The 23816-nt window shown below is 66.7% G+C and carries 30 protein-coding genes; 16 read left to right on the top strand and 14 right to left on the bottom strand.

Features of this window, described 5'->3' with window-relative positions; all coding sequences use genetic code 11:
- Positions 1 to 29 precede the first annotated feature (29 nt).
- Both PFY01_RS06855 and PFY01_RS06860 read left to right on the top strand, forming a co-directional pair.
- A complete protein-coding gene (locus PFY01_RS06855; RefSeq protein ID WP_271042902.1) occupies positions 30 to 1721 on the top strand; it encodes a sensor histidine kinase in 1692 nt (563 codons plus the stop codon).
- 43 nt (positions 1722 to 1764) lie between these two features.
- Positions 1765 to 2547, top strand: coding sequence for a hypothetical protein (locus PFY01_RS06860; protein WP_271042903.1), 783 nt, complete (start codon positions 1765 to 1767; stop codon positions 2545 to 2547).
- 3 nt (positions 2548 to 2550) lie between these two features.
- Here the strand turns inward: PFY01_RS06860 and PFY01_RS06865 are convergent, their stop codons facing one another.
- The 3 genes from PFY01_RS06865 to PFY01_RS06875 form a co-directional block, all read right to left on the bottom strand.
- Entirely contained in the window at positions 2551 to 2892 is a 342-nt protein-coding gene (locus PFY01_RS06865; protein ID WP_271042904.1) for a VOC family protein, read from the bottom strand.
- Between the two features lie 226 nt (positions 2893 to 3118).
- Positions 3119 to 4204, bottom strand: coding sequence for a chorismate synthase (gene aroC, locus PFY01_RS06870; protein WP_271042905.1), 1086 nt, complete (start codon positions 4202 to 4204; stop codon positions 3119 to 3121).
- Between the two features lie 9 nt (positions 4205 to 4213).
- Entirely contained in the window at positions 4214 to 4960 is a 747-nt protein-coding gene (locus PFY01_RS06875; protein WP_271042906.1) for a J domain-containing protein, read from the bottom strand.
- 110 nt (positions 4961 to 5070) lie between these two features.
- On the opposite strand from PFY01_RS06875, the gene pdxH reads away from it, so the two are divergent.
- Complete coding sequence (pdxH, locus tag PFY01_RS06880) at positions 5071 to 5745, top strand: pyridoxamine 5'-phosphate oxidase (protein ID WP_271043037.1); 675 nt, start codon at positions 5071 to 5073, stop codon at positions 5743 to 5745.
- 7 nt (positions 5746 to 5752) lie between these two features.
- Here pdxH and queA read toward each other — a convergent pair whose 3' ends face one another.
- Together queA and PFY01_RS06890 are read right to left on the bottom strand one after the other, a co-directional pair.
- Positions 5753 to 6838 carry a tRNA preQ1(34) S-adenosylmethionine ribosyltransferase-isomerase QueA gene (gene queA / locus PFY01_RS06885; protein WP_271042907.1) on the bottom strand — a complete coding sequence of 362 codons (1086 nt, stop codon included), beginning with the start codon at positions 6836 to 6838 and terminating at the stop codon, positions 5753 to 5755.
- 345 nt (positions 6839 to 7183) lie between these two features.
- Complete coding sequence (locus PFY01_RS06890; protein WP_271042908.1) at positions 7184 to 8470, bottom strand: D-amino acid dehydrogenase; 1287 nt, start codon at positions 8468 to 8470, stop codon at positions 7184 to 7186.
- A gap of 135 nt (positions 8471 to 8605) precedes the next feature.
- On the opposite strand from PFY01_RS06890, the gene PFY01_RS06895 reads away from it, so the two are divergent.
- From PFY01_RS06895 to PFY01_RS06920, 6 genes are all read left to right on the top strand, one after another.
- Positions 8606 to 9055: an Lrp/AsnC family transcriptional regulator gene (locus tag PFY01_RS06895; RefSeq protein ID WP_271042909.1), complete on the top strand. Its 450-nt coding sequence runs from the start codon at positions 8606 to 8608 to the stop codon at positions 9053 to 9055.
- A 51-nt stretch (positions 9056 to 9106) separates the two neighbouring features.
- Positions 9107 to 9583 carry a hypothetical protein gene (locus PFY01_RS06900; RefSeq protein ID WP_091747886.1) on the top strand — a complete coding sequence of 159 codons (477 nt, stop codon included), beginning with the start codon at positions 9107 to 9109 and terminating at the stop codon, positions 9581 to 9583.
- Positions 9584 to 9644: 61 nt separating this feature from the next.
- Positions 9645 to 9989 (top strand): RidA family protein, encoded by a 345-nt coding sequence (locus PFY01_RS06905; protein ID WP_271042910.1) that lies wholly within the window; start codon positions 9645 to 9647, stop codon positions 9987 to 9989.
- 41 nt (positions 9990 to 10030) lie between these two features.
- Entirely contained in the window at positions 10031 to 11713 is a 1683-nt protein-coding gene (locus tag PFY01_RS06910; RefSeq protein WP_271042911.1) for a lysine--tRNA ligase, read from the top strand.
- Positions 11714 to 11773: 60 nt separating this feature from the next.
- Complete coding sequence (locus tag PFY01_RS06915; RefSeq protein ID WP_271042912.1) at positions 11774 to 12163, top strand: hypothetical protein; 390 nt, start codon at positions 11774 to 11776, stop codon at positions 12161 to 12163.
- Between the two features lie 77 nt (positions 12164 to 12240).
- Positions 12241 to 12714, top strand: a complete 474-nt coding sequence (locus PFY01_RS06920) for an SH3 domain-containing protein (protein ID WP_039246408.1) — start codon at positions 12241 to 12243, stop codon at positions 12712 to 12714.
- A 63-nt stretch (positions 12715 to 12777) separates the two neighbouring features.
- Here PFY01_RS06920 and PFY01_RS06925 read toward each other — a convergent pair whose 3' ends face one another.
- The 5 genes from PFY01_RS06925 to PFY01_RS06945 all read right to left on the bottom strand — a co-directional run bounded on the left by PFY01_RS06925 (position 12778) and on the right by PFY01_RS06945 (position 15368).
- On the bottom strand, positions 12778 to 13413 hold the full coding sequence (locus PFY01_RS06925) for a S24 family peptidase (protein WP_091747875.1): 636 nt from the start codon (positions 13411 to 13413) through the stop codon (positions 12778 to 12780).
- A gap of 42 nt (positions 13414 to 13455) precedes the next feature.
- A complete protein-coding gene (locus tag PFY01_RS06930; protein ID WP_039246410.1) occupies positions 13456 to 13896 on the bottom strand; it encodes a hypothetical protein in 441 nt (146 codons plus the stop codon).
- Positions 13897 to 13987: 91 nt separating this feature from the next.
- Positions 13988 to 14338, bottom strand: coding sequence for a hypothetical protein (locus tag PFY01_RS06935; RefSeq protein ID WP_039246411.1), 351 nt, complete (start codon positions 14336 to 14338; stop codon positions 13988 to 13990).
- 176 nt (positions 14339 to 14514) lie between these two features.
- The gene (locus PFY01_RS06940) at positions 14515 to 14910 is read right to left on the bottom strand and encodes a PaaI family thioesterase (RefSeq protein WP_091747870.1); all 396 of its coding nucleotides are present in this window, start codon (positions 14908 to 14910) and stop codon (positions 14515 to 14517) included.
- Positions 14907 to 15368, bottom strand: coding sequence for a PaaI family thioesterase (locus PFY01_RS06945; protein ID WP_271042913.1), 462 nt, complete (start codon positions 15366 to 15368; stop codon positions 14907 to 14909). The genes PFY01_RS06940 and PFY01_RS06945 overlap by 4 nt, the downstream gene beginning before the upstream one ends.
- 85 nt (positions 15369 to 15453) lie before the next feature.
- On the opposite strand from PFY01_RS06945, the gene PFY01_RS06950 reads away from it, so the two are divergent.
- Complete coding sequence (locus PFY01_RS06950) at positions 15454 to 16485, top strand: ligase-associated DNA damage response exonuclease (protein WP_271042914.1); 1032 nt, start codon at positions 15454 to 15456, stop codon at positions 16483 to 16485.
- Between the two features lie 3 nt (positions 16486 to 16488).
- On the opposite strand, the gene PFY01_RS06955 is transcribed toward PFY01_RS06950, so the two are convergent.
- A complete protein-coding gene (locus tag PFY01_RS06955) occupies positions 16489 to 18111 on the bottom strand; it encodes a response regulator (protein ID WP_271042915.1) in 1623 nt (540 codons plus the stop codon).
- 192 nt (positions 18112 to 18303) lie between these two features.
- Between PFY01_RS06955 and queC the strand changes: the two genes are divergently transcribed.
- The 3 genes from queC to PFY01_RS06970 are packed head-to-tail and all read left to right on the top strand — an operon-like array spanning position 18304 to position 20023.
- Positions 18304 to 19023, top strand: a complete 720-nt coding sequence (gene queC, locus PFY01_RS06960) for a 7-cyano-7-deazaguanine synthase QueC (RefSeq protein ID WP_271042916.1) — start codon at positions 18304 to 18306, stop codon at positions 19021 to 19023.
- Positions 19020 to 19655 carry a 7-carboxy-7-deazaguanine synthase gene (gene queE / locus PFY01_RS06965; protein ID WP_271042917.1) on the top strand — a complete coding sequence of 212 codons (636 nt, stop codon included), beginning with the start codon at positions 19020 to 19022 and terminating at the stop codon, positions 19653 to 19655. Before queC ends, queE begins: the two co-directional genes overlap by 4 nt.
- Complete coding sequence (locus PFY01_RS06970) at positions 19655 to 20023, top strand: 6-pyruvoyl trahydropterin synthase family protein (protein ID WP_112861642.1); 369 nt, start codon at positions 19655 to 19657, stop codon at positions 20021 to 20023. The genes queE and PFY01_RS06970 overlap by 1 nt, the downstream gene beginning before the upstream one ends.
- Before the next feature lies 1 nt (position 20024).
- Here the strand turns inward: PFY01_RS06970 and PFY01_RS06975 are convergent, their stop codons facing one another.
- Positions 20025 to 20303 (bottom strand): hypothetical protein, encoded by a 279-nt coding sequence (locus tag PFY01_RS06975; RefSeq protein WP_017504585.1) that lies wholly within the window; start codon positions 20301 to 20303, stop codon positions 20025 to 20027.
- Positions 20304 to 20358: 55 nt separating this feature from the next.
- Positions 20359 to 21207 (bottom strand): thioesterase family protein, encoded by an 849-nt coding sequence (locus PFY01_RS06980; protein WP_271042918.1) that lies wholly within the window; start codon positions 21205 to 21207, stop codon positions 20359 to 20361.
- 180 nt (positions 21208 to 21387) lie between these two features.
- On the opposite strand from PFY01_RS06980, the gene PFY01_RS06985 reads away from it, so the two are divergent.
- The 3 genes from PFY01_RS06985 to PFY01_RS06995 all read left to right on the top strand — a co-directional run bounded on the left by PFY01_RS06985 (position 21388) and on the right by PFY01_RS06995 (position 23038).
- On the top strand, positions 21388 to 21876 hold the full coding sequence (locus PFY01_RS06985) for a winged helix-turn-helix transcriptional regulator (protein ID WP_271042919.1): 489 nt from the start codon (positions 21388 to 21390) through the stop codon (positions 21874 to 21876).
- A 108-nt stretch (positions 21877 to 21984) separates the two neighbouring features.
- The gene (locus PFY01_RS06990; protein WP_271042920.1) at positions 21985 to 22626 is read left to right on the top strand and encodes a helix-turn-helix transcriptional regulator; all 642 of its coding nucleotides are present in this window, start codon (positions 21985 to 21987) and stop codon (positions 22624 to 22626) included.
- A gap of 61 nt (positions 22627 to 22687) precedes the next feature.
- Positions 22688 to 23038, top strand: coding sequence for a VOC family protein (locus PFY01_RS06995; protein WP_271042921.1), 351 nt, complete (start codon positions 22688 to 22690; stop codon positions 23036 to 23038).
- A 6-nt stretch (positions 23039 to 23044) separates the two neighbouring features.
- On the opposite strand, the gene PFY01_RS07000 is transcribed toward PFY01_RS06995, so the two are convergent.
- Entirely contained in the window at positions 23045 to 23737 is a 693-nt protein-coding gene (locus tag PFY01_RS07000; RefSeq protein WP_271042922.1) for a response regulator, read from the bottom strand.
- Between the last annotated feature and the right edge of the window lie 79 nt (positions 23738 to 23816).

Genomic DNA, 23816 nt, shown 5'->3' on the forward strand with positions numbered 1-23816 from the left:
TCCGACCTCTGATTGGTCGGAACCTGTCCATGATCCTGAGCCGCGCGCTCAACATCGATGCCCCCCACAGCGCCCCCGGCAAGGGCGTGATGGCGGCTGGCCATCGGCCCGGCCCCGTCGGCACCGACGGCTCGGACGGCCCCAATCCCCTGATTCCAGTGCTGACGGGCGTCGTCGTCGCCATCCTGGTCGCCCTGGCGATCGCCTATGCCCGTTCGGCCGGACTGGTGGCGGGCCTGTGGGGCGCCAGCGGGGTCGCCGTCGCCGTCTGGCTGCGCACCAGCCGTGGCCGCACCAGCGACCTCACCTTCGCCGGCGTCCTGACCGTCAGCATCCTGATTGGCGAGATCATCGCCGGCAATAAGCCGCCGCTGGCGCTGGCCTTCACGATCGCCAACATGATCGAGATCGTCGGGGCTGTGCTGCTGGCCCGCCGGTTCTCGCCCACGCTCAACCTTTCCAGCCTGAACGGCGCGGTCAGCTTCCTGTTCTTCGCGGCTGTCCTGGCGCCGATCCCCGCCGCCCTGTGCAGCACCCTGATCTTGTCGCTGATGGGCCAGGGCGACATCGTTTGGCAGGGGTTCCAGACCTGGTGGCTGGGTCACGCCTTGGGCATCGCTGTATTGGGTTCGCTAGGAATGTCGCTGACGCCTGCGATGTTCGCGCGTCTGCTGAAACCCAGGAAGCTGATCGAGGCCGTCGTTCTGATCGGCCTTGTTCCCGTCTTTTACTTTGTCGCCTTCACGGGCGACGTGCCGATGGGCTTCGTCCTGCTGCCGCTCCTGCTGGCCATCGCGGTACGGCTCGGCGTCGCGGGCGCCGCCTTCACCCTGGTCGTCATGAGCGTGCTGCTGGTCGGCAGCGCCATGATCGGAAACGGCCCCTATGCTCAGGGCGACCTGACCCACCAGGTTCTGATGGCCCAGATGCTGGTGCTGATCGGCTATATGCCCGTCCTGCTGGTGGCCTCGTTGCTGGAAGAGCGCGATCTTCTGGCGGAGCGCGCGCGCGTCGGTCGCGAACGCGCCGAAAAGGCCTCGGAGGCCAAGTCCCGCCTGCTCGCCAACGTCGCCCACGAGATCAAGAGCCCGGTCGCCGGCATCATCGGCATTGGCGACCTGTGGCGGCAGGGCCACCTGGGGCCGGTCTCGGCTCAGCAGGCCGAAATGTCCGACATGCTGGTCAAGACCGCGCGTCAGGTCGAAACCCTGGCCCACGATCTGCTGGATGTGGCCCGCGCCGAATCCGGGGCCGTCCGGGTCGATCTGCGGCCGACCGACATTCCAGGGCTGCTGGAAGACGTGCGCCGCACGTGCCTGCTGTGGCCCGACGCCGACCGGGTCGCCGTCGAGGTGGTGTGCGAGGGCGATGGCTTGATCGCGGTCGCGGACTCTCAGCGTCTGGCCCAGATCATCACCAACCTGACCAGCAATGCGCTGAAATACGGCGGGTCCGGCGGTCGTGTCGTCCTGCGTGCGCTTCGTCAGGACGACTGCGTCCGCATCGAGGTCAGCGATTTCGGCCCCGGCCTGTCGCTTCAGAAGCAGGCGCAGTTGTTCGAGCCCTTCAACCGCCTGGGGCTTGAGCGTTCGGCGGTCGAGGGGCACGGCGTCGGCCTGGCCCTGGCCAAGCGGTTGGTCGAGTTGCAGGGCGGCTCGATCGGCGTGATCTCGGCGCCGGGCGAGGGCGCCACCTTCTGGGTCGCGCTGCCCAAGGCGTGAGGTCGCGCTTGCGGTCGCGCTCCGGCCGCGCGATGGTCCGGCCATGCCCATGATCGCCCTTGCCGCCGCCCTCATGATTTCCGGACAGGCGACGACGCCTCCGCCGCAGCGCGCCGGTTCCAACCTGACGCGGGACTTGAACAGCGCCCCGCCTTCCGCGACCCCGCCCGCCGCCTCCACGGCAGCTCCGACCCAGGCCCCGGCCCGGGCGACGAGCCAAGCCTTGCCTCCAATCGGCCAAACCCCCGCGGCATCGCCGCGTCCGGCGCCCGCCGCGTCATCCGCACCGCGCACGACCCAGGCCCAGCCGCCGATCGGCCAAAGCCCGGCGGCCACGACGCGCCCGGCGACCGCGCCACGTCCGCAAACGCCAGGTCCGACCACAACGGCGCCTCAGGCGACCACGCCTCAACCGACAACGACCGCGCCTGCCGCAACCCCGCCGGCCGCCGCACCCGCCCCGGCGGCCTTGAACGCCGCCGCCATCGCCGCTCTGCCGTTCAGCATCCAGCTGCCCGCCGGCCTGACCATCAGCCCGGCGCGCGCGGGCGCGACCGCCAGCATCTATCGCGTCCAGCGCGGCGACCAGACCCTGCTGATGATCTACGCCGGTCCGTCGTCGCAGTTTCCGATCTATGACGGCGAGACGGTCCGCGCCGGCGGCCGCGACTCGATCGTCGTGACCGAAGGCAGCCGTCGTCTGGCGATGGAGCACCTGTTCCAGCGCGCCACGGACCCCAAGGAGATCCACGTCTGGATCGCCAGCGTCGAGGGCGCGGACCGGGACCTGGCCGAACGCATCGGCCAGTCGATCGACGTCAAATAGGGCTCAGCCCTCGGACCAGACGGCCATTTCGGTGCCGGCCGGATCTGCGAAGTGGAAGCGGCGACCGCCGGGGAAACTGTAGATCGGTTTCACGATCCGCCCGCCGGCCGCCTCGACCTTGGCCAGCATGGCTTCCAGGTCATGGGCGTACAGGATGGGCAGGGGGGTATTGGTCTGATCGGTCTGATCGGCGTCGAACCCGCCGTCCAGACCCTGATCGAAGGCGGCATAGGTCGGGCCGTAATCCACGAAGGTCCAGCCGAACGCCTGGCTGTAGAATTGCTTGGTCGCGGGCAGGTTGGCGGCGGGCAGTTCGAGATAGTCCAGCTTTCCATCTTCACGCACGGTTGATCTCCTGAGTTGGGCGCCACCGGTCCCTTGTCTTGCACGCGCCCTCGACATGCGCAAACCTGCAAACGATTCGCAATTGCAGGAATCGAGCGATGATCGTGATGACGACAGGCCTGTCGGCCCTGATGGCCCTGATGCGGTGCGAGGCGCGTCAGACCGAGCCGCCGCCGAGCGCGAGACCGATCGCGCGGACCCGCGCCCGGCCCGACCAAGACCCTGATCAGCCGACCTGGGCGCGGTGCCTCAGATAGGCGTCGGCCAGCACGCAGGCGGCCGTGGCCTCGACCACCGGCACGGCGCGCAGGGCGACGCACGGGTCGTGACGGCCCTTGGTGCGCAGGTCCGTCTCTTCGCCGTCGCGGGTGATCGTCTGGCGCAGGGTCAGGATGGAGGAGGTCGGCTTGAACGCAACCCGCGCCGTCACCGGCTGGCCCGTCGAAATCCCACCCAGCACCCCGCCGGCCTTGTTCGACAGGAAGACCGGCTGCTTGTTCAGGTCCAGCCGCATCTCGTCGGCGTTCTGTTCGCCGGTCAGTTCGGCGGCCTCGAAGCCCGCCCCGATCTCGACCCCCTTGGCCGCATTGATCGACATCAGGGCCGCAGCCAGTTCTGAATCCAGCTTGCCGTACAGGGGCGCGCCCCAGCCCGCCGGAACGCCCGTGACCTCCAGTGCGACGACCGCGCCAACCGACGATCCCGCCTTGCGGATGCCGTCCAGATAAGCCTCCCAGTCGCCCACGACCTCGGCCGAGGCGGCGAACAGCGGATTGGTGTGGACGGCGTCGAAATCGATCTTGTCCGGCGCAATCCGGTGGGGGCCGATCTGCACCACGCCGGCGCGGATCCTGATCCCGTCGCCCAGCACCTTGCGCGCCACGGCCCCGGCGGCCACGCGGCTGGCCGTCTCGCGCGCCGAGGATCGACCGCCGCCCCGGTGGTCGCGCACCCCGTATTTGGCCTGATAGGCATAGTCGGCGTGCCCCGGCCGATAGGCGCGGGCGATCTCGCCATAGTCCTTTGACCGCTGGTCTTCGTTCTCGATCAGGATCGAGATTGGCGTGCCCGTCGTCACCGGCCCGTCGCCGTCGTCGAACACGCCCGACAGGATGCGCGCCGTGTCGCTTTCCTTGCGCTGGGTCACGAAACGGCTGCCGCCCGGCTTTCTCTGGTCCAGCCAAGGCTGAAGGTCCGCCTCGGTCAGCGGGATCATCGGCGGGCATCCGTCAACGACGCAGCCGATCGCCGGCCCGTGGCTCTCGCCCCAGGTGGTCACGCGAAACAGATGGCCGAAGGTATTGTGCGACATGGCCCCGACTTAGGCCGCCAGACGCTCCTGCGTCCAGACCCGCGTGAACCGCACCAGCAGGTCCTCTGCCGCCGAGGGAACATCGGACGACGGCTCCAGCGTGACGAACAGATGCCCCGCCGGCCGCGATCCACGCGCGGGCAGGCCCAGGTCCTTCAACCGCACCCGCACCGGCGCGGCCATGTCGGCTGTGATCCAGGCCGAGCGCGTGCCGACAGGGGTCTCGATCTCCACCCGCCCGCCGTCGGCCATCAGGCGACGCTCGACGGCCCAGGTCATGAACAGGTCGTCGCCGACGACCGACAGCCCGTCCTCGGGTCGGATCAACACCGACAGATAGAGATCGCTCCCGTCCGCCGCCCCGCGTCTCAGCCGCAGATGATCGCCGCTGCGCAGGCCCTTGGGCGTCGTGACCCGCACCGTGCGCGCGCCCAGCCGGACCTCGACCTGCCCCCCAGCCAGGGCCTGCATCGGCGACAGCACCAGAACCGGCGCCGGCGCGGGCCGCGCGGTGGGCGCGGACAGGGCGGGGCGAGGGGGCTGATGCGCCTGGATCAGCCGATAGGCCGCAATCACGCGCCGGAACCGCTCGGCGTCTCCGCCGGCCTGATCCGGCCGCGCCGCCTTCACCGCCGTGCGGAAGGCGGCCTTCAGCGTCGACGCATCGACATCGCCGCGCACATCCGTTTCCAGGCCCAGGATCGACAGGGCCTCGCGGACGCCGGACACATCTGAAATCGAAACAGGCGCGCTCATGCCGTCACCGTTCGCCCATCAGGGTCAATGGGCGGTTAACCCTGACGACGAGACGCCCGTTTTTGACCGCGATCATTTCCAGCCGCGCCCGCACGGACTACATCACCCTCATGACCGCATCCGTGATCCCGCCCAGCCCGTCGCGTGAGGAATACGCCCGCGACTATGCCGCCGCCCTGGCCGCCAATGGCGACGAGACCATCTTCGACCGGCCTGAACCTCTCGGCCTGTTCGTCGAATGGCTGGCCGACGCGAGGGCGCACGAGCCGAACGATCCGAACGCCATGACCCTGTCGACCGTCGACGCCGAAGGCCTGCCCGATGCGCGGATTGTCCTGCTGAAGGACGTCGATGCGCGAGGCTTCACCTTCTATTCGAACAGCGAGAGCGCCAAGGGCGTCGAACTGGCCGGTTGCGCGGCCGCCGCCCTGACCTTCCACTGGAAATCCCTGCGCCGCCAGGTGCGGGTGCGCGGCGCGGTCGAGCCGGTCACGCCGGCCGAGGCCGACGCCTATTTCGCCAGCCGCGCGCGCGAAAGCCGCATCGGCGCCTGGGCTTCGGACCAGTCCCGCCCCCTGTCGGACCGCACGGTGCTGGAAGAGGCCGTGGGCCGCGAAACCTCGCGCTTCGATGGTCAGGAGGTGCCGCGCCCGTCCCACTGGACCGGATGGCGCGTCGTGCCGCGCTCGGTCGAGTTCTGGCGCGATCGCCCGTTCCGCCTGCATGACCGACTGCGGTTCGACCGCGACGGCGAGGCCTGGCGCTCGGGCCGCCTCTGGCCCTGACAAGCGATCAGTCGCGGAACAGCAGCGATCCGTCGCCGTAGGAATAGAAGCGATAGCCGTCGGCGACCGCATGGGCATAGGCCGCCTTCATCGTCGCCGTGCCCGCAAAGGCGCTGACCAGCATGAACAGCGTCGATTTCGGCAGGTGGAAGTTGGTCATCAGCACATCGACCGCCCGGAACCGATAGCCCGGCGTGATGAAAATGGCCGTGTCGCCGTGGAAGGGTTTGATCTCGCCGTCCTCGGCCGTCGCGCTTTCCAGCAGCCGCAGGGAGGTGGTGCCGACGCAGACGACGCGCCCGCCCTTTGCATGGACGGCGTTCAGGGCGGCGGCGGTTTCAGGCGACACCTCGCCCCATTCGCTGTGCATCTTGTGGTCGGCAAGATCGTCGGCCTTGACCGGCAGGAAGGTGCCGGCCCCGACATGCAACGTCACCGCATGGGTCGAGACACCCTTGGCGCGGATGGCGTCCAGCAGGGCCGGGGTGAAATGCAGCCCCGCCGTCGGCGCCGCAACCGACCCGTCATGCTCGGCGAACACGGTCTGATAGTCTGACCGGTCACGGTCGTCCTCGGGCCGTTTGGCGGCGATATAGGGCGGCAGGGGCATGACGCCGACATCGCGGATCGCATCGTCCAGCGCCGGTCCCGCCAGGTCGAAGGTCAGGGTGATCAGGCCGTCTTCACCCTTTGCCGTCACCGTCGCGTCCAGTCGCCCCAGGTCGCAGGCGGCGTCGCTTGCGTTTCCGAACCGGATCCGATCCCCCGACTTGATCCGCTTGCCGGGCTTCATGAAGGCGGACCAGACGTCGGGCGCGTCGCGGTGATGCAGCGTCGCCTCCACCTCGACCGTCAGGGTTTCGCCCTCGGCCCCGATCCGCTGACGCACGCCCGACAGACGGGCGGGAATGACCCGCGTATCGTTGAACACCAGGGCGTCGCCCGGCTGCAGGAAGTCCGGCAGATCGCGAATGACCCGGTCTTCCAGCGCGCCGCCTTTCACCACCAGCAGCCGTGCGGAATCGCGCGGATCGGCCGGGCGCAACGCAATACGGTCTTCGGGCAGGTCGAAATCGAAATCGGCGGTCTTCATCGCGCGCTCTATAGGGCGCTCCGACGCGCCGCGCCACGCCGCGACGCTCTGCCATCGCATCGTCGGCGCGCCGCTGTTTGATTTCCAACGGGTTTTCGCGCCCGAGCGGCGTCTAACCGACCACGCTCCGGCCGTGTGTTAGACTGGCCGGCGATCTTTGACAGCGTAAGTTCAGGCGGAAGGGACGACCAAATCCCGCCCGCGCCTCACCCGGATGATGGCGCCGGATTAGACGAATTAGACACTTTAGACGGTGAATTCCCGTCCGCGGCCAAAGGCTCCTCCGTCGCGAGATTAGACGAATTAGACTCTTTAGACGGTAAAATTCCCCGCCGCCGTCTGATCTCAGCTGAAGCCCGGCGCAAACGCCCCGGCCCAGGCGCCATAGCGGTTCAGCGACAGGTCGCGGGTCTCGATCTCGGGCGCCTTGCCGTCGACCATGTCGGCCAGAACCCGCGCCGAGCCGCACGCCATGGTCCAACCCAGGGTGCCGTGGCCGGTGTTCAGATAGAGCCCCGGAACCTTGGTCGCGCCGATCACCGGCGTGCCGTCCGGCGTCATCGGACGCAGGCCCGACCAATAGCTGGCGCCCGCCAGGTCGCCGCCGCCGGGGAACAGGCTGCCGACCGAATGGGCCAGGGTTTCGCGACGGACGGCGGGCAGGGTGTTGTTGTATCCCGACAGCTCGGCCATGCCGCCCACGCGGATACGGTCGCCCAGGCGCGTGATCGCCACCTTGTAGCTCTCGTCCATGACGGTGGAGACGGGCGCCCGGTCTTCGTTCACGATCTTGGCCGTGATCGAATAGCCCTTTACCGGATAGACCGGCAGATCCAGCCCAAGCGGCTTGGCCATCATCGGCGAATAGGAACCGAGCGCCAGGATCACCAGATCGGCCGTCATGGCGCCCTTGCTGGTCAGGGCGCCGGTCGCACGACCGTCCGTCATCGTGATCGACTGGATCTCGGTCCCGGTATGAAAGACCACGCCGCGCTCCGCCGCCAGCTTGGCCAGGGCGTTGGTGAACAGGAAGCAGTCGCCCGTCTCGTCGTGCGGCAGACGCAGACCCCCGACGAAATCGACGTCGGAGGCGGCCAGGCCCGGCTCGGCCGCGATACAGCCCGCGCGGTCCAGAACTTCGCACGGCACGCCGGCGGCCTTCAGCACATCGACGTCCTTGTGCACGTCGGCCAGCTGCTTTTCCGTGCGGAACAGCTGCAGCGTGCCCTGCTGGCGACCGTCATAGGCGATGCCGGTCTCGCGGCGCAGCAGGTCGATCTGGTCGCGGCTGTATTCGGCCAGACGCACCATCCGGCTCTTGTTCAGCGCATAGCGGTCGTGGGTGCAGTTGCGCAGCATGGCGATGGTCCAGCGCACCATGGCCATGTCCAGACGCGGCCGCACGATCAGCGGCGCGTGGCGCATCAGCAGCCACTTCATCGCCTTGACCGGGATCGACGGCGCAGCCCAGGGCGCGGAATAGCCCGGCGAAATCTGCGCGGCGTTGGCGAAGCTGGTCTCCAGCGCCGGACCGGCCTGCCGATCGACGACCGTGACCTCATGCCCGGCCTGGCTGAGAAACCAGGCGGTGGTGACGCCGATGACGCCCGACCCAAGCACCAGAACCCGCATGTGACGTTCCCAAGCCCAATGTTGTTATTCGTCGCAAGCTAGCGCCGCATGGATCGACGATCCTGCCTGTTTGCGCAAGGATCGGTCACTGATAGAAGCTTGACGCAATAATCTGCGGCTGAACGGCGGAAACTTGTGTCCTTGCTTGATCCCCTCGACCAACGCCTCCTTCAACGGCTCCGCGCCGATGGGCGCATCAGCAATGCGGACCTGGCCTCCGCCGTCGGTCTGTCGCCCTCCGCCTGCCTGCGGCGCGTGCGGCGGCTGGAAGAGCGCGGGGTGATCCGAGGCTATGCCGCCGTCTTGGCCAACGACAGCCACGACGGCGTCGTCGCCTATGTCGAGATCACGCTGGAGAAGCAGACCGACGACCACATGCGCCGGTTCGAGGCGGCCGTCCGCAACCACCCGGAAATCCGCGACTGCTATCTGATGGCGGGCGAGGCCGACTACATCGTCCGCGCCGTCGCGCCCGACATCGCCGCCTATGAGGTGATCCACAAGGACGTGCTGTCGCGCCTGCCGGGCGTGTCGCGCATCCACTCCAGCCTGGCGATCCGCAACGTCCTGGCGGCCCGCGCCTGAAACGGGCTGAAACGGGCTGAAACTTCCGGCCCGGTCGGGTGTTGTGGCGGCATGAAAGCCCTCGACCTCCTCCCGTCCGCCCTCATCGGCGCCGTCGCCAGCGCCCGTTCCATGACCCCGATGGCGGCCCTCGCCACCGCCGAACTGGCGCACAAGCCCTTGCCCGGCCGCGTCTTCCTGCTGAACCGGCCGCTGTTCAAGTTCGGCGCCCTGGCCATGGGTGTCGGCGAACTGCTGGGCGACAAGATGAAGACCGCGCCCGACCGCACCGTCTTCCTCGGCCTATTGGCGCGGGTCATGAGCGCGGGCATCGCCGGCGCTGCTCTCGCCCCGCGCGGCAAGGAGAAGCTGGGCGCAGGCCTGGCGGTCGGCACGGCCGTGCCGCTGGCCTATCTGACCCTCTCGGGCCGCAAGAAGGCCATGGCTCGCATCGGCCAGACCAAGAGCGGCCTGATCGAGGACGCCTTGATCGTCGGCGCCGGCGCCCTGGTCGTCGGTCTGACCGTCTCGCGGTTCAACCGCCGCTAGCCGCTCGACAGCCGGGTTCCTGCGGCGATAGGTGAGGGGCGTTTTCAAAGGACCCCCGCCCATGATCACCCGCATCCAGCCCGGCGCCCGCATGAGCGAGGCCGTCGTCCACAGCGACACCATCTATCTGTCGGGCCAGGTCGGCGAACCCGGCGACGACGTGGCGACGCAGACCCGAACGGCGCTGGCGGAGATCGAAGCCCTGCTGGCCGAGGCCGGCAGCGACAAGTCCCGGATCCTGATGGCCCAGATATGGCTGGCGGACATCGCCGACTTTGAGGCGATGAACGGCGTCTGGGACGCCTGGGTCGACATCGCCAACCCGCCGGCCCGCGCCACGGGCGAAAGTCGGCTCGCGTCGCCCCACTATAAGGTCGAGATCATCGTAATCGCCGCCAAAGCCTGATCGCGGTTGACCGGGCGGGATGCAGACTGCAAACCGCCGCCATGCTTCAGAACCTCGAAACCCTCGCCCGCGAGGCCAAGTCCTGGCCCTTCGAACAAGCCCGCAACCTGCTGGCCCACGTTCTGAAGAAACGGCTGGGCGAGACCGAACGAGCCGAAGCGCGCGCCCTGATCGACGCCGGCAAGGCGGATGAAGCCCTGGCGGCCTTTCCCGCCTTGCAGCGCCCGGTGATCCTGGAGACCGGCTATGGCCCATCGGGCCTGCCGCACATGGGCACCTTCGGCGAGGTCGCCCGCACCACCATGGTGCGCAACGCCTTCCGCGCCCTGACCGGCGACCACTGGCCCACGCGCCTGATCGCCTTCTCCGACGACATGGACGGCCTGCGCAAGGTGCCGGAAGGCGTGCCCAAGCCGGAGATGCTGCGCGAGGACCTGCATCTGTCCCTGACCAGAGTGCGCGATCCCTTCGGCACCCACGACAGCTTCGGCGCGCACAACAACGCCCGCCTGCGCGCCTTCCTCGACAGCTTCGGCTTCGACTATGAGTTCATGTCCTCGACCGAGACCTACAGGTCGGGCCGGTTCGACGCGACGCTGCTGACCCTGCTGGAGCGGTTCGACGCGGTCCAGGCCATCATGCTGCCGACCCTGGGCGAAGAGCGCCGCGCCACCTATTCGCCCTTCCTGCCCATCAGCCCGATCACCGGCCATGTGCTCCAGGTCCCGACCCTGGCGCGCAACGTCGAAAAGGGCACGATCACCTTCGAAGACCCCGCCGGCGAGCCGGGCAACCGCACCGAGGTGCCGGTCACGGGCGGCCATGTGAAGCTGCAATGGAAGCCCGACTGGGCCATGCGCTGGGTCGCGCTGGACATCGACTACGAGATGTCGGGCAAGGACCTGATCGAGAGCGTGCGCGAAAGCTCCAAGGTCTGCCGCGCCCTGGGCGGCGCCCCGCCCGAAGGCTTCAACTACGAGCTCTTCCTCGACATCGAGGGCAAGAAGATCTCCAAGTCCAAGGGTAACGGCCTGACGATGGACGAGTGGTTGCGCTACGGCACGCCCGAGAGCCTGTCATGGTATATGTTCCAGTCGCCGAAGTCGGCCAAGAGCCTGCACTTCAACGTCATTCCGCGCGCCATCGACGACTATCTGGCCTTCATCGAAAGCTACAAGACCCAGGAGCCGGCCAAGCGGATCGACAACGCCGTCTGGTCGATCCATGCGGGCGATCCGCCAACCCACACGTCGCCGGTGTCCTTCGCCCTGCTGCTGAACCTGGTCGGCGTGGCCAACGCCTCGACCAAGGACCAACTGTGGGCCTACTTCGCCAAATACCTGCCTGACGCCACGCCGCAGAACGAGCCCCTGCTGGACCGGCTGATGGACCACGCGCTGAACTACTACGAGGACTTCGTGAAGCCCTCGAAGTCCTATCGCCTGCCGGACGACAAGGAGAAGGCGGCGCTACTGGACCTGGCCGAACGACTGAAGGCGCTGCCGGTCGACACCACCGATGGCGAACTGATCCAGAACGAGGTCTATGCCGTCGGCAAGGCGCATGCGTTCGAGCCGCTGCGAGCCTGGTTCGGCGCGCTCTACGAGGTGCTGCTGGGCGCCAGCCAAGGGCCGCGCTTTGGTTCGTTCGCCGCTATCTACGGCCTGCCGCAGACGATCGCCCTGATCGAGGCGGGCGCGAACGGAGAACTGGCGCAACCTTGACCTTGCGTCATGGTTGTTGCGTGATGCCCTCCTAAAGGGACGTAGCCTGGGGAGGCGAGGTTGCGTTACGAGATCGACGAGGCGAACAGGGTCCTGATGCTCGACCTGGTCTCGGCCGGGTCAGCCGACCGCGTGCTGAAAGCGACGGTCGATCTGATCAAGCAAAGGCCTGAGCTCTGCAGCTGGGACTGGATCGTCGAATGCGAACCCATGACCGACGACGCCACGGTCCAGCATCTGGCGAAGCTGGCTGAGGCCTGGGGGCCGCCGCCGTCCGTCGAGGCGGTGACGGTTTTCGTGACAAACGACCGCATGCTCCATCTGTGGGCCCGCGTGCTGGATTTCCAGTTCGTGCGCCGCAGACACTTCATCGAACGCGACATCGATATCGCCAGACGATTTGTCGCCCGCCGCCAGTCCGCGCGCATAGCCAAGATGAACGGAAAATAACGGCGAAGCTCCGGGAGCCTTCAGGTTCGTCCGTGCATTCTCCCCTCATCGGCAAACGCGCTGACAGGAGAAGAGTTATGTCGAACAAGATTTTCAAGACCGGTCTGGCCACCGCTGCCGCCTTGGCCGCCATGGTGACCGCCGCCCCGATGTCCGCCCAGGCCCAGGCCAACGGCGTGACCAACTGTGACGCCCCTGGCGGTCGCCAACGTGCAGGCGCTCTGATCGGCGCCGTGGTCGGCGGTGTGGTGGGCTCGAACCTCGCTCGCAATGAGCGTACGGCCGGCACCATCGTCGGTGCGGGCGCTGGCGCCGCCGCCGGTTCCTATATCGGCTGCAACCAGCAGCGCGCCCGTGCTGCTTCGGCCTCCAGCGGCGCCCAATACCGTGCTTCGTCGAACCTGCGCATCCGCAGCGGCCCCGGCACCAACTATCGACAAGCCGGCACGCTGTCGGCCGGTCAGCCCTTCACGGCCATCGGTTCGCAAGGCGAGTGGGTGCAGATCGCGGGCGGCGGTTGGGTGAACGCCCACTACGTCACGGCCAACTGAATTCAGTTCGCTAAGCATCCAAAGCCCCGTCCGGTTCGCCGGGCGGGGTTTTTGCTGTGCGCTTTACTGGCTGACCCAGAGGATGCGGGCCATCCATTCGATCTCGCGCCGGGGCACGACCCTTGGCGGATAGTCGGGATTGATCGAGGCCAGGGTGACGGCGCGGCTGGTCAGGCTGGTGACCTCCTTGGCCACGGTTTCTCCGCTGGTCAGGCGGGCGACGACGCGGTCGCCCCGCCGCACCTGCGTCGCTTCCTGATCGACGATGACGCGGTCGCCTTCGCGATAGAGGGGCGACATCGAATCGCCGGTGATCTGAAGGCTGAACAAGGTGTCTTTGGCGCGCGGCAGGTCGGTCTGATCCCAGCCTTCGCCGACCGGCAGGCCAGCGTCGTCGAAGAACCCATCCTGACCCGCCTTGGCCAGACCCAGCAAAGGCACGCTGGCCGGCGCCTCCGGGGCGTCCTCTGCCAGCACCGCAAACTCCGACAGCGACAGGCCCGTCGCCTGAAGCACCAGCGTCATGCTCTCGGTCGATGGCCAGCGCGGACGCGGCGGATCGCCTGGCCCGAAGCGCTTTGACGGATTGAAACTGGTTGCGTCCAGACCGGCGCGGCGCGCCAAGCCGGACGGCGTTAGCCCTTCACGTCGCGCCAGGGCGTCGACGGCCTTCCAAAGCTTGGCGTGGGATAGCGGCATGGACTTCCAGCGACCGATTCGCCGCCAGCATACGATCGGATATTAGGAATTTCTACCTATCAACGCTGCCGCGCGGCGCTCTTGCCAAGCATAGAATGTGCCGATGATGATGCAGCCTATGATCAGATAACCGATCATGTTCACGACTGTATAAAGCGATCCGACCATCACGCGCTGTCCGGTCAGGCTCATGACATGGGACATCACTGCGATCAGTTGCAGGCCGCTGGCCCACACGGGCCACGACTGTCGATAACGCCAGCTGATGCCTACGAAGACGATCAAAAGGACGAGATCGATCAGGAACATGCCCAGAGGCACGCCGCGAAATCCGCTGTTCTCCTGCATCACAATAGTTGCAAACCATGCGAACAGATAGGCGCCCGCGCCGATCCGCTCGGCCGAGTTGCCCTTCAAAAAGGCGAACAACGCCATGCCGACCATGAATACGGCGCCGACGATGGCATAAGCGATGTTGAGCATGACAAATCGCCCCCGCGCAGAAATGCACGGGGGCGATAATGACCGAAGTCAGTTCAAACTGAAATCTCGGTAAGCCAAGCTTACCAAGAATTCACGCGACGCGATGCAGGTGCGTCGGCGTCAGGGCCGATTTCGGGTCCAGCCAATCGTCGGGCTTGGCGACCGGGCCGGCGGCGTAGGTGCCGAAGCCAAGGCGGCGGTGATCTTTTTGCAGTTCGGCGTGGCAAGCGACGATGGATTCACGCGCGGCCGAGAGGGCGGCGATCGTTTCCATGGCCTTAGCTTGCGACATCGTGCCGGAAACCGGCGACAGCGACAGAGCGGCGCGAGCGCCGATGAAGGATTGAACCAGCGTGGTCGCCTGGGTGATCGCGGCGTCGATCGCGAGTTCGGTAGCATGCAGATCGCCAGCAACGCTGGTGACGACTTCAGTGCGGTCCATGAAAGCCCCTCAAAGACAGGTTTACAAGAACCGTATGGTTATCACGTCTTAACCCTGTTTGGTAGAGCAATCTTTACCATATCAACAATCGCGCGTTGAAGCGCCGCCGTAAGCTCGGCGTTAAAACCCAATGAGAGCAAGAAGTCGGCGCGAATCAGCGCGCTAGGGCGCGGTGATCAGTCCTGGTTGTCCAGCAGGAAGTGGGCGGTAAGGGACGCAATAGGCTGTTGACGTTCTTCCTGCCAGGCCTCCGCGTGCACATGGGCGACGCGACGACCCGCCCGGCTAATGCGAGCACGCGCGAAGACGTTGATCGGTCTGCCGGTGCGCAGATAGGCGACCGTGACATTGATCGGGCGGGGCAGTCGCGGACCCGGAAAGCTTAGCGCAACCTGAGCCATCGCCGTCATTTCCAGAAGGGCGGCCGTCGATCCGCCGTGCAGGGCGGGCAGCATCGGATTGCCGATCAGCTTGTCGTCGAAGGGCATGATGACGGTAACTTCGTCGCCGCTGACCAAGGTCTGAAGGCCAAGAAAGCGAGCGTAGGGCATGCGGTTCAGGATGTCGGTCATGCCGCCGCTCCTTTTGCATGGGGCGCCCGCTCGCGGGTCTGGTTGAGGATATAAGCGGCTTGCGCCGCGGCGACCGGATCGGCGGGATCGTCCTCGAAAGCCCAGGCGCGCACGAAGGCGATGCTGGGCGTCAGACGGTAGCACAGGCCCTGGGCCAGCAGGTCCTGACGCGGCCTTGCGGCGCGCATGTAGTCGACGCGCAAATCCAGTGTGGCGATGGGCTGGAAGGCGTCCATCGCAGTCCACACAGCCAGGCCGCCAATATGATCCAGCAAGGTCGTCACCAGCCCGCCCGCGAAGACGCCGCTGTCGGGATCGCCGACCAGATCCTCACGCCACGGCACGCGAATACGGGGCTGGCCATCGTGCAGGCCGTCGAAGGTGAAGCCCAAGGCGCCGGTGTGGGCGGCGCCGGCGGCCAGTTGCGGCAGGATGGTGGTCAGAAAACTCTCGTGCATCGTGCGGACTGAACCTGTTGCGCCGATTTTCAGGGGCATCCTCTATGGGGCGGCGACCCGACGGCGTCGAGAGCGTTACCGCAAGATGATCCGCCCCGAAGACCTGCTGCATCCCACGCCCGCCGGCCTCTACTGTCCGCCGGGAGATTTCTACATCGACCCGGTTCGGCCAGTGGATCGCGCCGTCATCACGCACGGCCATGCCGACCACGCGCGCGCTGGTCACGGGGCGGTGCTCGCGACGCGCCAAACCCTGGCGATCATGGCTGAGCGTTATGGCGCGGATTTCACGCTGCAACCCCAATCGGTGGAATACGGCGAGGCGACCGCGATCAATGGGGTCGATCTCAGATTGGCGCCCGCCGGCCATGTGCTGGGTTCTGCCCAGGTCGAGGTGCGCTGGAAGGGGCTGATCATGGTCGTGTCCGGCGACTATAAGCGCCGCCGCGATCCGACCTGTGCGCCGTTCGAGCCTGTGCCCTGCCACGTCTTCATCTCGGAGGCGACGTTCGGCCTGCCGGTCTTCAGCCATCCGCCGGCGGAGGAGGAAGTCGGGCGGCTGGTGCGGTCGCTGGGGCAGTTTCCCGAGCGGGCGCATTTGGTTGGCGCCTATGCGCTGGGCAAGGCGCAGCGGATCATCCGTCTGCTGCGCGAGGCTGGATGGGACCGCACCATCTATGTCCACGGGGCGCTGGAGCGGCTGAACGCCTTGTACGAGAGGGAAGGGGTCGATCTGGGCCCGCTGGCCCCGACCCGTGATCTGCCGAAGAATGCGCTGGGCGGCGAGGTCGCTATCGCACCGCCATCCGCCATCCAGGATCGATGGGCGCGTCGGTTCGCCGATCCGGTCACGGCCTTCGCTTCAGGGTGGATGGGGGTGAAGGCGCGGGCGCGCCAGCGCGGCGTCGAACTGCCTTTGGTCGTGTCGGATCATGCTGACTGGAACGAACTGACCGCGACCTTCACCGAGATCCGGCCAGAGGAAATCTGGATCACCCACGGCCGCGAGGAGGGTTTGCTGCGCTGGGCCGAGATCAACGGGCAAAAGGCGAGGGCGCTGCGACTGGTCGGCTATGACGAAGAGGACGAAGAGGCGCTGGACGTTCGTCCGGACTGAGGATCAGGCGACGGCGCGACCGGATTGATCCTGCTCTTGTGCGCTTTCGTGAGCGGCGGAGATGGCGGCGTTCATCGCCATACGCAGGCGTTCGGGCTTGATGGGCTTTTCGACGACGGCGGCCATGCCGATCGAGAGATAGTGTTTGGCGTCTTCGGGGTCCGCATTCGCGGTCAGGGCCACGATCGGCACGCGGCCGACGGCGCCGGGCAGGGCGCGAATGGCCTGCGTCGCCTGAACGCCGTCCATCCGGGGCATCTTGATGTCCATCAGGACCAGGTCGTAGCGGCTTTCCTGAACGGCCTGAAGCGCCTCCAGGCCGTCCTCGGCCAGTTCGGAGCTGCAGCCGAACATCTCGCACAGCGCCTGGGCGACGACGCGGTTGGTGGCGTTGTCGTCGACGATCAGGATGTGCGGCGCGGATTTCAGGTCGAGGCCCGACAGGTCCGACACGTTCGATTGCGCTTCCGCCTCGACCACGGCCCGGGGCGCCGTCAGATCGAAGGCGAAGGTCGCGCCGCGTCCCTTGTTGTTTTCGGCCCAAATCCGGCCGCCCATCCGGTCGATGACCTGACGACAGATCGACAGGCCCAGGCCGGCGCCGTCGGGGCCGGAACCGTGGACGAAGGGTTCGAAGATGGAATCGACGCGTTCCGGCTCGACGCCCGGGCCGTCGTCGCGAATGCGGGCTTCCATACGAATGCGGTCGCCCTCGACCCAAGCCTTGAGGCCCGCCTCGACCACGCCGTTGCGTGCGAACTTCAGCGCATTGCCGATCAGGTTGTTGAACACCTGCTTCAGGCGCATGCCGTCGATGACGGCCGCCAGTTCGGTGTCGCCTTCATAGCCGACGAGCAGGGTCACGCCGTCCTGCGAGGCGCGCGGCTCCCACATCGACTGGATGTCGTCCATAACGGCGCGCAGAGCGGTCGGCTCGGTCTTCAGCTCCAGTTCGCCGGCCTCGGCCTTGGACAGGTCGACGGCGTCCTGGAGGATGCGCAGCAGGGTCTCGGACGAGTCCACGATGGTCTGGACGTGCGCCTGAGCCGCCGTATTCAACGGCTGGCGACGAAGCAGTTCGGCGACGGCCAGCACGCCGTTCATCGGCGTGCGCAGTTCGTGGCTCATAATGGCAAGGAACTGGCTCTTGGCGCGGGCCGCGGCGATGGCCTGGGCGCGGGTGTCGCTGAGGATCGCGGCCTGTTCGGCCAGTTCGGCGTTCTGCTCGCGCTGACGCGTGTTGACGGCCTGCAACAGCGTGGCGGCGGTGCCCACACCCCAATAGGCGCCGTTCTTCGTGACGATGAATCCGCGCAGCAGGGCGGCCGGACCGCCCTTCAGCATGATGTCGCAAAATGCGTCGATGCGGACGCCGGCCTCGACCACGGCCGGCTCGGGGTCCATGGCGAAGGTGATGGGGCGCAGATCGTAAAGGGCGTGGCCGAAGCGGGCGGCGATTTTCTGAAGGAAGGCGGTGCGTTCGACTAGGCCGACGGGGCGATCGCCATCGACCACGGGAATGACCAGCGTATCTGGTTCGCATTCAAAACGCGCCAGAACCTCGCAGCCGAGAGTCGTCGGCGCAACCGGCTTTGGACGCTCGGAAAGGGTCTCGATGGTCGGCATACTGCCTGGAACTCCTACTCATTTTGAGTAAAAGCCCAAATCGCTTGCGGATTAGTTAAGCGGCGTCATCCAAGACGCAAATCCGCCTTCTTTGCTCACGGGCGGGGTCTGGTGTATGAGGCCCGCCCGACCCATCTGGGTCTCCATCTCTTTGTGCATGCGCGCGGCCGACCGGCCGACCGCAGATTCGTCATGAGCGTCATCCTGGAAAAGACCCCTACATCGGCCCTGGTTCTGTTCTCCGGCGGGCAGGACAGCGCGACCTGCCTGGCCTGGGCGCTGGAGCGGTTCGAGCGGGTGGAGACGGTCGGGTTCGACTATGGCCAGCGCCATCTGGTGGAGATGGAGGCGCGTCAGGCGGTGCGCGACGGAATGAAGGCGGCCCTGCCGCAGTGGACCGATCGCCTTGGCGATGACCATGTGGTGGACCTGACCGGATACGGCCGGATCGCCGAGAGCGCCCTGACCGCCGACCGCAAGATTGAAATGGACGCGCGCGGCCTGCCGACCACATTCGTGCCGGGCCGCAATCTGATCTTTCTGGTCGCAGCCGCGGCGCTGGCGGATCGGCGAGGACTGGAAGTTCTGGTCGGCGGCATGTGCGAGACGGATTATTCTGGGTATCCGGATTGCCGCCACGAGACGATGGAGGCGATGGCGCGGGCGCTGTCGCTGGGGCTGGACAAGCCGGTCGTCATCGACACGCCCCTGATGTGTTTGACCAAGGCCCAGACTTGGGAACTTGCGGACAGGATCGGCGGCGACACGCTGATCGAACTGATCATCGAGGATAGCCACACCTGCTATCAGGGCGACCGGACGCATCGACACGCCTGGGGCTATGGCTGCGGGTCTTGCCCGGCCTGCGAACTGCGCGCGGCCGGTTATGACGAATGGGCGTCGGAGCGATGACCTATTCGGCCAAGGAAGTGTTCCTGACGGTTCAGGGCGAGGGCGGACAGGCGGGGCGGCCGGCGGTCTTCCTGCGGTTCGCCGGCTGCAATCTGTGGAGCGGGCGCGAGCAGGATCGGGCCAGCGCCGTCTGTACCTTCTGCGACACCGACTTCGTGGGCGTCGACGGCGACGGGGGCGGCAAGTTCGCCACGCCGGACCTGCTGGCCGATCACGTCGCGGCGATGTGGCGCGGGCGTGAAGGCGATCCGAAACTGGTGGTCTGCACCGGCGGAGAGCCCTTGCTGCAGCTGGATGGCCCGCTGATCGACGCGCTGCATGCGCGCGGGTTCGAGATCGCGATCGAGTCGAACGGTACGATCGCAGCGCCGGACGGCGTCGACTGGATCTGCATCAGTCCAAAGGCTGATGCGGATGTGGTGCAGGCACGCGGGGCCGAGCTGAAACTGGTCTTTCCCCAGCCCAAGGCCATGCCGGATCGGTTCGAGCATCTGGATTTCGAACGGTTCTGGCTTCAGCCGATGGACGGGCCGGATCAGGTCGAGAATACCGCCGCCGCCATCGAATACTGCCTGACCCACCCACAGTGGCGCTTAAGCGTCCAGACCCACAAATACATCGGCGTCCGCTAATGCCTGTCTTCGAGATCACCAAACAGGCGACCTTCGACGCCGCTCACCACTTCCCGAACGAGCCCGAGGGCAGCATCTATCGCCGCGTTCACGGCCATTCCTTCACGGTCGAAGCGACGGTGCGGTCCGAGGTCCTGGACGTCGAACACGGCTGGGTCGCGGACCTGGGCGCGCTGGACCGCGCGCTGAAGGCGGCGGCCGAGACGCTGGATCACGGCATGCTGAACGAGCACGAGGGACTGGAGCTGCCCAGTCTGGAAAACCTGTGCCTGTGGTTCGCCAAGACGCTGAAACCCGAATGGCCGGGCCTTTGCCGAATTCAGGTGGCGCGGCCGACGATCAACGAGCGGTGCGTTCTAAGTCTGTGATCTAGCAGCGTTTGCCCTGACGCTGGCGCTGTTCGCAGCGGCGTTGTTCGCGTTCATAGTCGCGCTGTTCACGCTCGCGACGCAGTTTGGTTTCCTCGTCCGAGGTGGTGACGGCGTCAAAGCCGGCGCCGACGACCGCGCCGGTGGCTTTCGCCGTGCCGCCGACGACCGCAGCGGTCCCGCCGACGACGGCGCCGACAAGGCAGCCCTGCAGCATCAGACAACCGCCCAGCACGACGACGACTTGGGATACGGAAACGAGGCGATTTCGACGACGCATGGCGACACTCCAGAGATTTGGAATAGTCGTCGATAATGATGAATGAGGGCTGACTTCAGGCGGGACGTTGCGGCAGCAGCTTGCGGCGTTGGCGCGACAGGGCCAGCGGCGGTCCATCAGCGCCCCAGGCGATCGCCTCGTCCACCGTCCAGCCCAGGCCGAGGTCCAGCATCCTGAACTCGAAGAAGGCCCAGCCGTCCGGCGCGCTCTGCGGCGTAGGATCGGTCAGGATGTCGATGCGTAGATCGACGGTGGTCATGGCGGCCGGGGTCTTGGACGCGGTCCAGGCGGGCGGATACAGAGCATCCAGCAGGTAGCACAGGCCCACCTCGTCCAAGGGCCGGGCGTCGGCCATCCGCATCCAGGTGCGCTCGATCACCGGCTTGCCCTCATTGCCGCCCAGGATGTTGGGGCCACCGTCGAAGCGATACTCGACATGCTGGGCGAAGTGCGGCGACATCGGCCCGCGTATGGTGGCCTTCGGGTTCAGCCTGTCCAGCGGCGGCGGCGACGCCTGCAACGGCGTCAGCGGTGCCTGCGCGGCGTCCAGCCCATAGGTGCCGGTGGCGTGGTGGGTCATTCGCCCGTCCTGCTCGGCCTCGACCGCGGCATACAGAACATTGCGGCCGCCCCGCAGCAGGCGAGGGCGAAAGGCGACCTGTTCGCCGAACCTTGCCGCTGACAGATATTGGACCGACAGGGTTCGAAGGGGCGCGGTCAGCGCCAGTCCCTGTCGCATCGATTGGGCGCACAGGGCCGCCAGCAGCCCGCCGAACGGAAAGCCCTTCTCCGGCGCCATGCTCGATGGGCCATTCGAGAAATGACCCGGCACGCGTGCGGACAAACCGCCGTCATCGAGAACCTGGAAGGCAAGGGCGGCGTCGAGGGAAATGGGCGGCGTCATTGCGCAATCCTGCGTCAGGCGAAGAAGCGGCGGAAGACCTGATGAAGATCTCCCGCCAAAGTCCAAGGAACAACGCGGCGAACCGGGAGGCGCGCACGTCCGTTGCTAAACAAGACTGACCTGGAGCGTTCTGATTTGCAACCCTTGCCAAATGCCTGACGCGGCGTCACTTTCGCACCTATGGGACGCACCGCCGACTACAGCCGCCAAAGCTGCTCCATCGCCGCCACTCTTGAGGTAATCGGCGATCCCTGGACCCTGCTGGTCATTCGCGACGCCTTCAACGGGGTCAGCCGGTTCGAACAGTGGCAGGACAATCTGGGCGTGGCGCGCAACGTCCTGGCCGCACGGCTCAAAAGCCTGGTCCAGCACGGCGTGCTGGAGCCGCGCCTGTATTCCGAACGCCCGCCGCGCAACGAATATGTCCTGACCGCCAAGGGCAAGGATCTGTACGGCGTTCTGGTCACCCTGCACGGCTGGGGGAACAAGCACGTCTATGGCGACGCCGACAGCGGCATCGACATGGTCCACAAGACCTGCGGCCATTCTCTGACCCCGCGCATCGCGTGTGGCTGCTGCGGCGAAATCGTCAAACCCAGAGATATCGCCCTGACCCGCGCGGAGAACCGGCCGACAGTCGGCGATTTGATGCCCAAGGAAGCGGCCTAGGCCCATTCCTACTGACGCTTTCTGGCAGCAGGGCTGCTAGGATCGCAATGTGTCACGCTCCGAACGCCTCCTCGATCTGTTGAATGTGCTGCGGCGGCATCGTCGGCCGTGAGCGGGCAGGTGTTGGCCGAGGAGATGGGCGTCAGTCTGCGGACGCTCTACCGCGACGTCGCCAGCCTGCAGGCGCAAGGGGCGACGATCGAAGGGGAGGCGGGGGTCGGCTATGTGTTGAAGCCGGGCTTCATGCTGCCGCCGCTGATGTTTACACCGGAAGAGATCGAGGCCCTGGTGCTGGGGTCGCGTTGGGTGGCGGACCGCCCCGATCCGCGCATGCGCGATGCGGCGCTGGCGGCGCTGGGACGGATTTCCGCGGTGTTGCCGCCCGATCTGCGCGACGAGATGGACACGTCGGCCCTGCTGGTCGTGCCAGGCGAGCCATTCCCGGCGGATCGGGTCGATCCGGCCTTGCTCAGGAAAGCGATCCGCACCGAGCGGCGGCTGAAGCTGTGTTACCGCGACGAGGCGGGGTCGGCGTCGGAGCGTGTCGTCTGGCCGTTCGCTCTGGCTTTCTTCGATCGGGTGCGATTGCTGATCGCCTGGTGCGAACTGCGCGGTGATTTCCGCAGTTTCCGCACCGATCGCATCGTCGAGGCGGAGGTAATGGAGGCGCGTTATCCAACGCGTCGACAGGCGCTGATGAAGACCTGGCGCGAGGCGCATGAAAGATCGCGGTCGGGCGACGGCTGCTGACGGAAACTGGCAGCAGCGAAGGCTAGGGTTCGAAGTGTTGGAAACACAAGGGGCCGGGCTGATGAGCGAGATCGAGGACATTCTTCTGGCCGTTGAGGATCCGGAAGTCAGCGCGCGCTTCTATGCCAGTCTGCTGGGTTGTCGGCCGGTGATGGCGGGACCGGACCGGGCCTTGTTCAAGCTGACGTCGGGCCGGGCGCTAGGGTTGCTGCGGCGTGCCGGCGATCGGCGCGAGGTTTGCGAGGTCGACTTCCCGCTGGAGGGCGCCGAGGCGGTGGATCAGGCGCATATCGACTGGTGGGATCGTGGCGCGCGCATTCTGACGCCGCCGATGGACGCCGCGCCGGTCCGCAGCTTCGTAGCGGGCGATACGGACGGCCATCGGCTGAGGGTCTATGCCCTAGCGGCCTAGGCGCGATCAGACCTCGGCTTCGAGCCGGTATCCGACGCCGCGGACATTGGTCACCAGACCGGCCGCGTCGGCGGCGTCCAGCTTGCGGCGCAGATGGCTGACGTGGCTGTCGATGGTGCGTTCCAGAACCGCCTGATTGGGGAAGCAGGCCTGCATGATCTCGCTGCGGCTGAAGACGCGCAGGGGCGTGCGGGCCATGTGGGCCAAAATGCGGAATTCCGTCAGGGTCAGGTCCAGACGGCGCTTGCCCGACGGCGTCAGGATCGCCGCCAGATAATTTTCCAACTGCACCTCCAGCGGACCGACGCGAAGGGTCTTGGCGGCCCGGCCGCCGCCGCCGCTGCGTCGCAGGATGGTCTGGATCGAGGCCGTGACCTCGGCCGGCTTGAACGGCTTGGCGATATAGTCGTCCGCCCCGATCCGCAGCGCCTGCAGCTTGTCGGCGGCCTCGTCCCGGTCGCCGACCATGATGACCGGCGTCTCACCGCGTCGACGCAGTTCGCCCAGCACGTCCCAGCCGTCGCGCACGGGCAGGCGGACGCTGAGCAGGGCGAGATCGGGTTTCAAAGACGCGTGCATATCGGCCGCCTGCTGGCCGTCCTCGGCGACGACGGTGCGAAAGCCGTCCCGGCGCAGGGCCGCGTCCAGGATTTCGACGCCCTCGGCGGCGTCATCGGCGATCAGGATCAGGCTGCTCATGGCGTCTCCGAAAGCCGCCATCGCGCCAGATCGTCGCGTCGTCCAGCAAAACCGGACGGCTGCGGTGAAGTTTCATATC

Origin of the sequence: Brevundimonas vesicularis, from assembly GCF_027886425.1 — a bacterium.
In the GTDB taxonomy this organism is placed as follows: domain Bacteria; phylum Pseudomonadota; class Alphaproteobacteria; order Caulobacterales; family Caulobacteraceae; genus Brevundimonas; species Brevundimonas vesicularis_C.

Excerpts from the sequence above, each read along its gene's own strand:
- PFY01_RS06930 (WP_039246410.1), bottom strand. The coding sequence starts at position 13,896 with ATGCTCAACATCGCTTATGCCATCGTCGGCGCCGTATTCATGGTCGGC.
- queE (WP_271042917.1), top strand. The coding sequence starts at position 19,020 with ATGACCTATTCGGCCAAGGAAGTGTTCCTGACGGTTCAGGGCGAGGGC.
- PFY01_RS06935 (WP_039246411.1), bottom strand. The coding sequence starts at position 14,338 with ATGGACCGCACTGAAGTCGTCACCAGCGTTGCTGGCGATCTGCATGCT.
- PFY01_RS06905 (WP_271042910.1), top strand. The coding sequence starts at position 9,645 with ATGATCACCCGCATCCAGCCCGGCGCCCGCATGAGCGAGGCCGTCGTC.
- PFY01_RS06900 (WP_091747886.1), top strand. The coding sequence starts at position 9,107 with ATGAAAGCCCTCGACCTCCTCCCGTCCGCCCTCATCGGCGCCGTCGCC.
- PFY01_RS06950 (WP_271042914.1), top strand. The coding sequence starts at position 15,454 with ATGATCCGCCCCGAAGACCTGCTGCATCCCACGCCCGCCGGCCTCTAC.
- PFY01_RS06920 (WP_039246408.1), top strand. The coding sequence starts at position 12,241 with ATGTCGAACAAGATTTTCAAGACCGGTCTGGCCACCGCTGCCGCCTTG.
- queA (WP_271042907.1), bottom strand. The coding sequence starts at position 6,838 with ATGAAGACCGCCGATTTCGATTTCGACCTGCCCGAAGACCGTATTGCG.
- PFY01_RS06875 (WP_271042906.1), bottom strand. The coding sequence starts at position 4,960 with ATGAGCGCGCCTGTTTCGATTTCAGATGTGTCCGGCGTCCGCGAGGCC.
- PFY01_RS06945 (WP_271042913.1), bottom strand. The coding sequence starts at position 15,368 with ATGCACGAGAGTTTTCTGACCACCATCCTGCCGCAACTGGCCGCCGGC.
- PFY01_RS06855 (WP_271042902.1), top strand. The coding sequence starts at position 30 with ATGATCCTGAGCCGCGCGCTCAACATCGATGCCCCCCACAGCGCCCCC.
- PFY01_RS07000 (WP_271042922.1), bottom strand. The coding sequence starts at position 23,737 with ATGAGCAGCCTGATCCTGATCGCCGATGACGCCGCCGAGGGCGTCGAA.
- PFY01_RS06910 (WP_271042911.1), top strand. The coding sequence starts at position 10,031 with ATGCTTCAGAACCTCGAAACCCTCGCCCGCGAGGCCAAGTCCTGGCCC.
- PFY01_RS06860 (WP_271042903.1), top strand. The coding sequence starts at position 1,765 with ATGCCCATGATCGCCCTTGCCGCCGCCCTCATGATTTCCGGACAGGCG.
- PFY01_RS06970 (WP_112861642.1), top strand. The coding sequence starts at position 19,655 with ATGCCTGTCTTCGAGATCACCAAACAGGCGACCTTCGACGCCGCTCAC.
- PFY01_RS06985 (WP_271042919.1), top strand. The coding sequence starts at position 21,388 with ATGGGACGCACCGCCGACTACAGCCGCCAAAGCTGCTCCATCGCCGCC.
- queC (WP_271042916.1), top strand. The coding sequence starts at position 18,304 with ATGAGCGTCATCCTGGAAAAGACCCCTACATCGGCCCTGGTTCTGTTC.
- aroC (WP_271042905.1), bottom strand. The coding sequence starts at position 4,204 with ATGTCGCACAATACCTTCGGCCATCTGTTTCGCGTGACCACCTGGGGC.
- pdxH (WP_271043037.1), top strand. The coding sequence starts at position 5,071 with ATGACCGCATCCGTGATCCCGCCCAGCCCGTCGCGTGAGGAATACGCC.
- PFY01_RS06890 (WP_271042908.1), bottom strand. The coding sequence starts at position 8,470 with ATGCGGGTTCTGGTGCTTGGGTCGGGCGTCATCGGCGTCACCACCGCC.
- PFY01_RS06925 (WP_091747875.1), bottom strand. The coding sequence starts at position 13,413 with ATGCCGCTATCCCACGCCAAGCTTTGGAAGGCCGTCGACGCCCTGGCG.
- PFY01_RS06955 (WP_271042915.1), bottom strand. The coding sequence starts at position 18,111 with ATGCCGACCATCGAGACCCTTTCCGAGCGTCCAAAGCCGGTTGCGCCG.
- PFY01_RS06940 (WP_091747870.1), bottom strand. The coding sequence starts at position 14,910 with ATGACCGACATCCTGAACCGCATGCCCTACGCTCGCTTTCTTGGCCTT.
- PFY01_RS06995 (WP_271042921.1), top strand. The coding sequence starts at position 22,688 with ATGAGCGAGATCGAGGACATTCTTCTGGCCGTTGAGGATCCGGAAGTC.
- PFY01_RS06975 (WP_017504585.1), bottom strand. The coding sequence starts at position 20,303 with ATGCGTCGTCGAAATCGCCTCGTTTCCGTATCCCAAGTCGTCGTCGTG.
- PFY01_RS06980 (WP_271042918.1), bottom strand. The coding sequence starts at position 21,207 with ATGACGCCGCCCATTTCCCTCGACGCCGCCCTTGCCTTCCAGGTTCTC.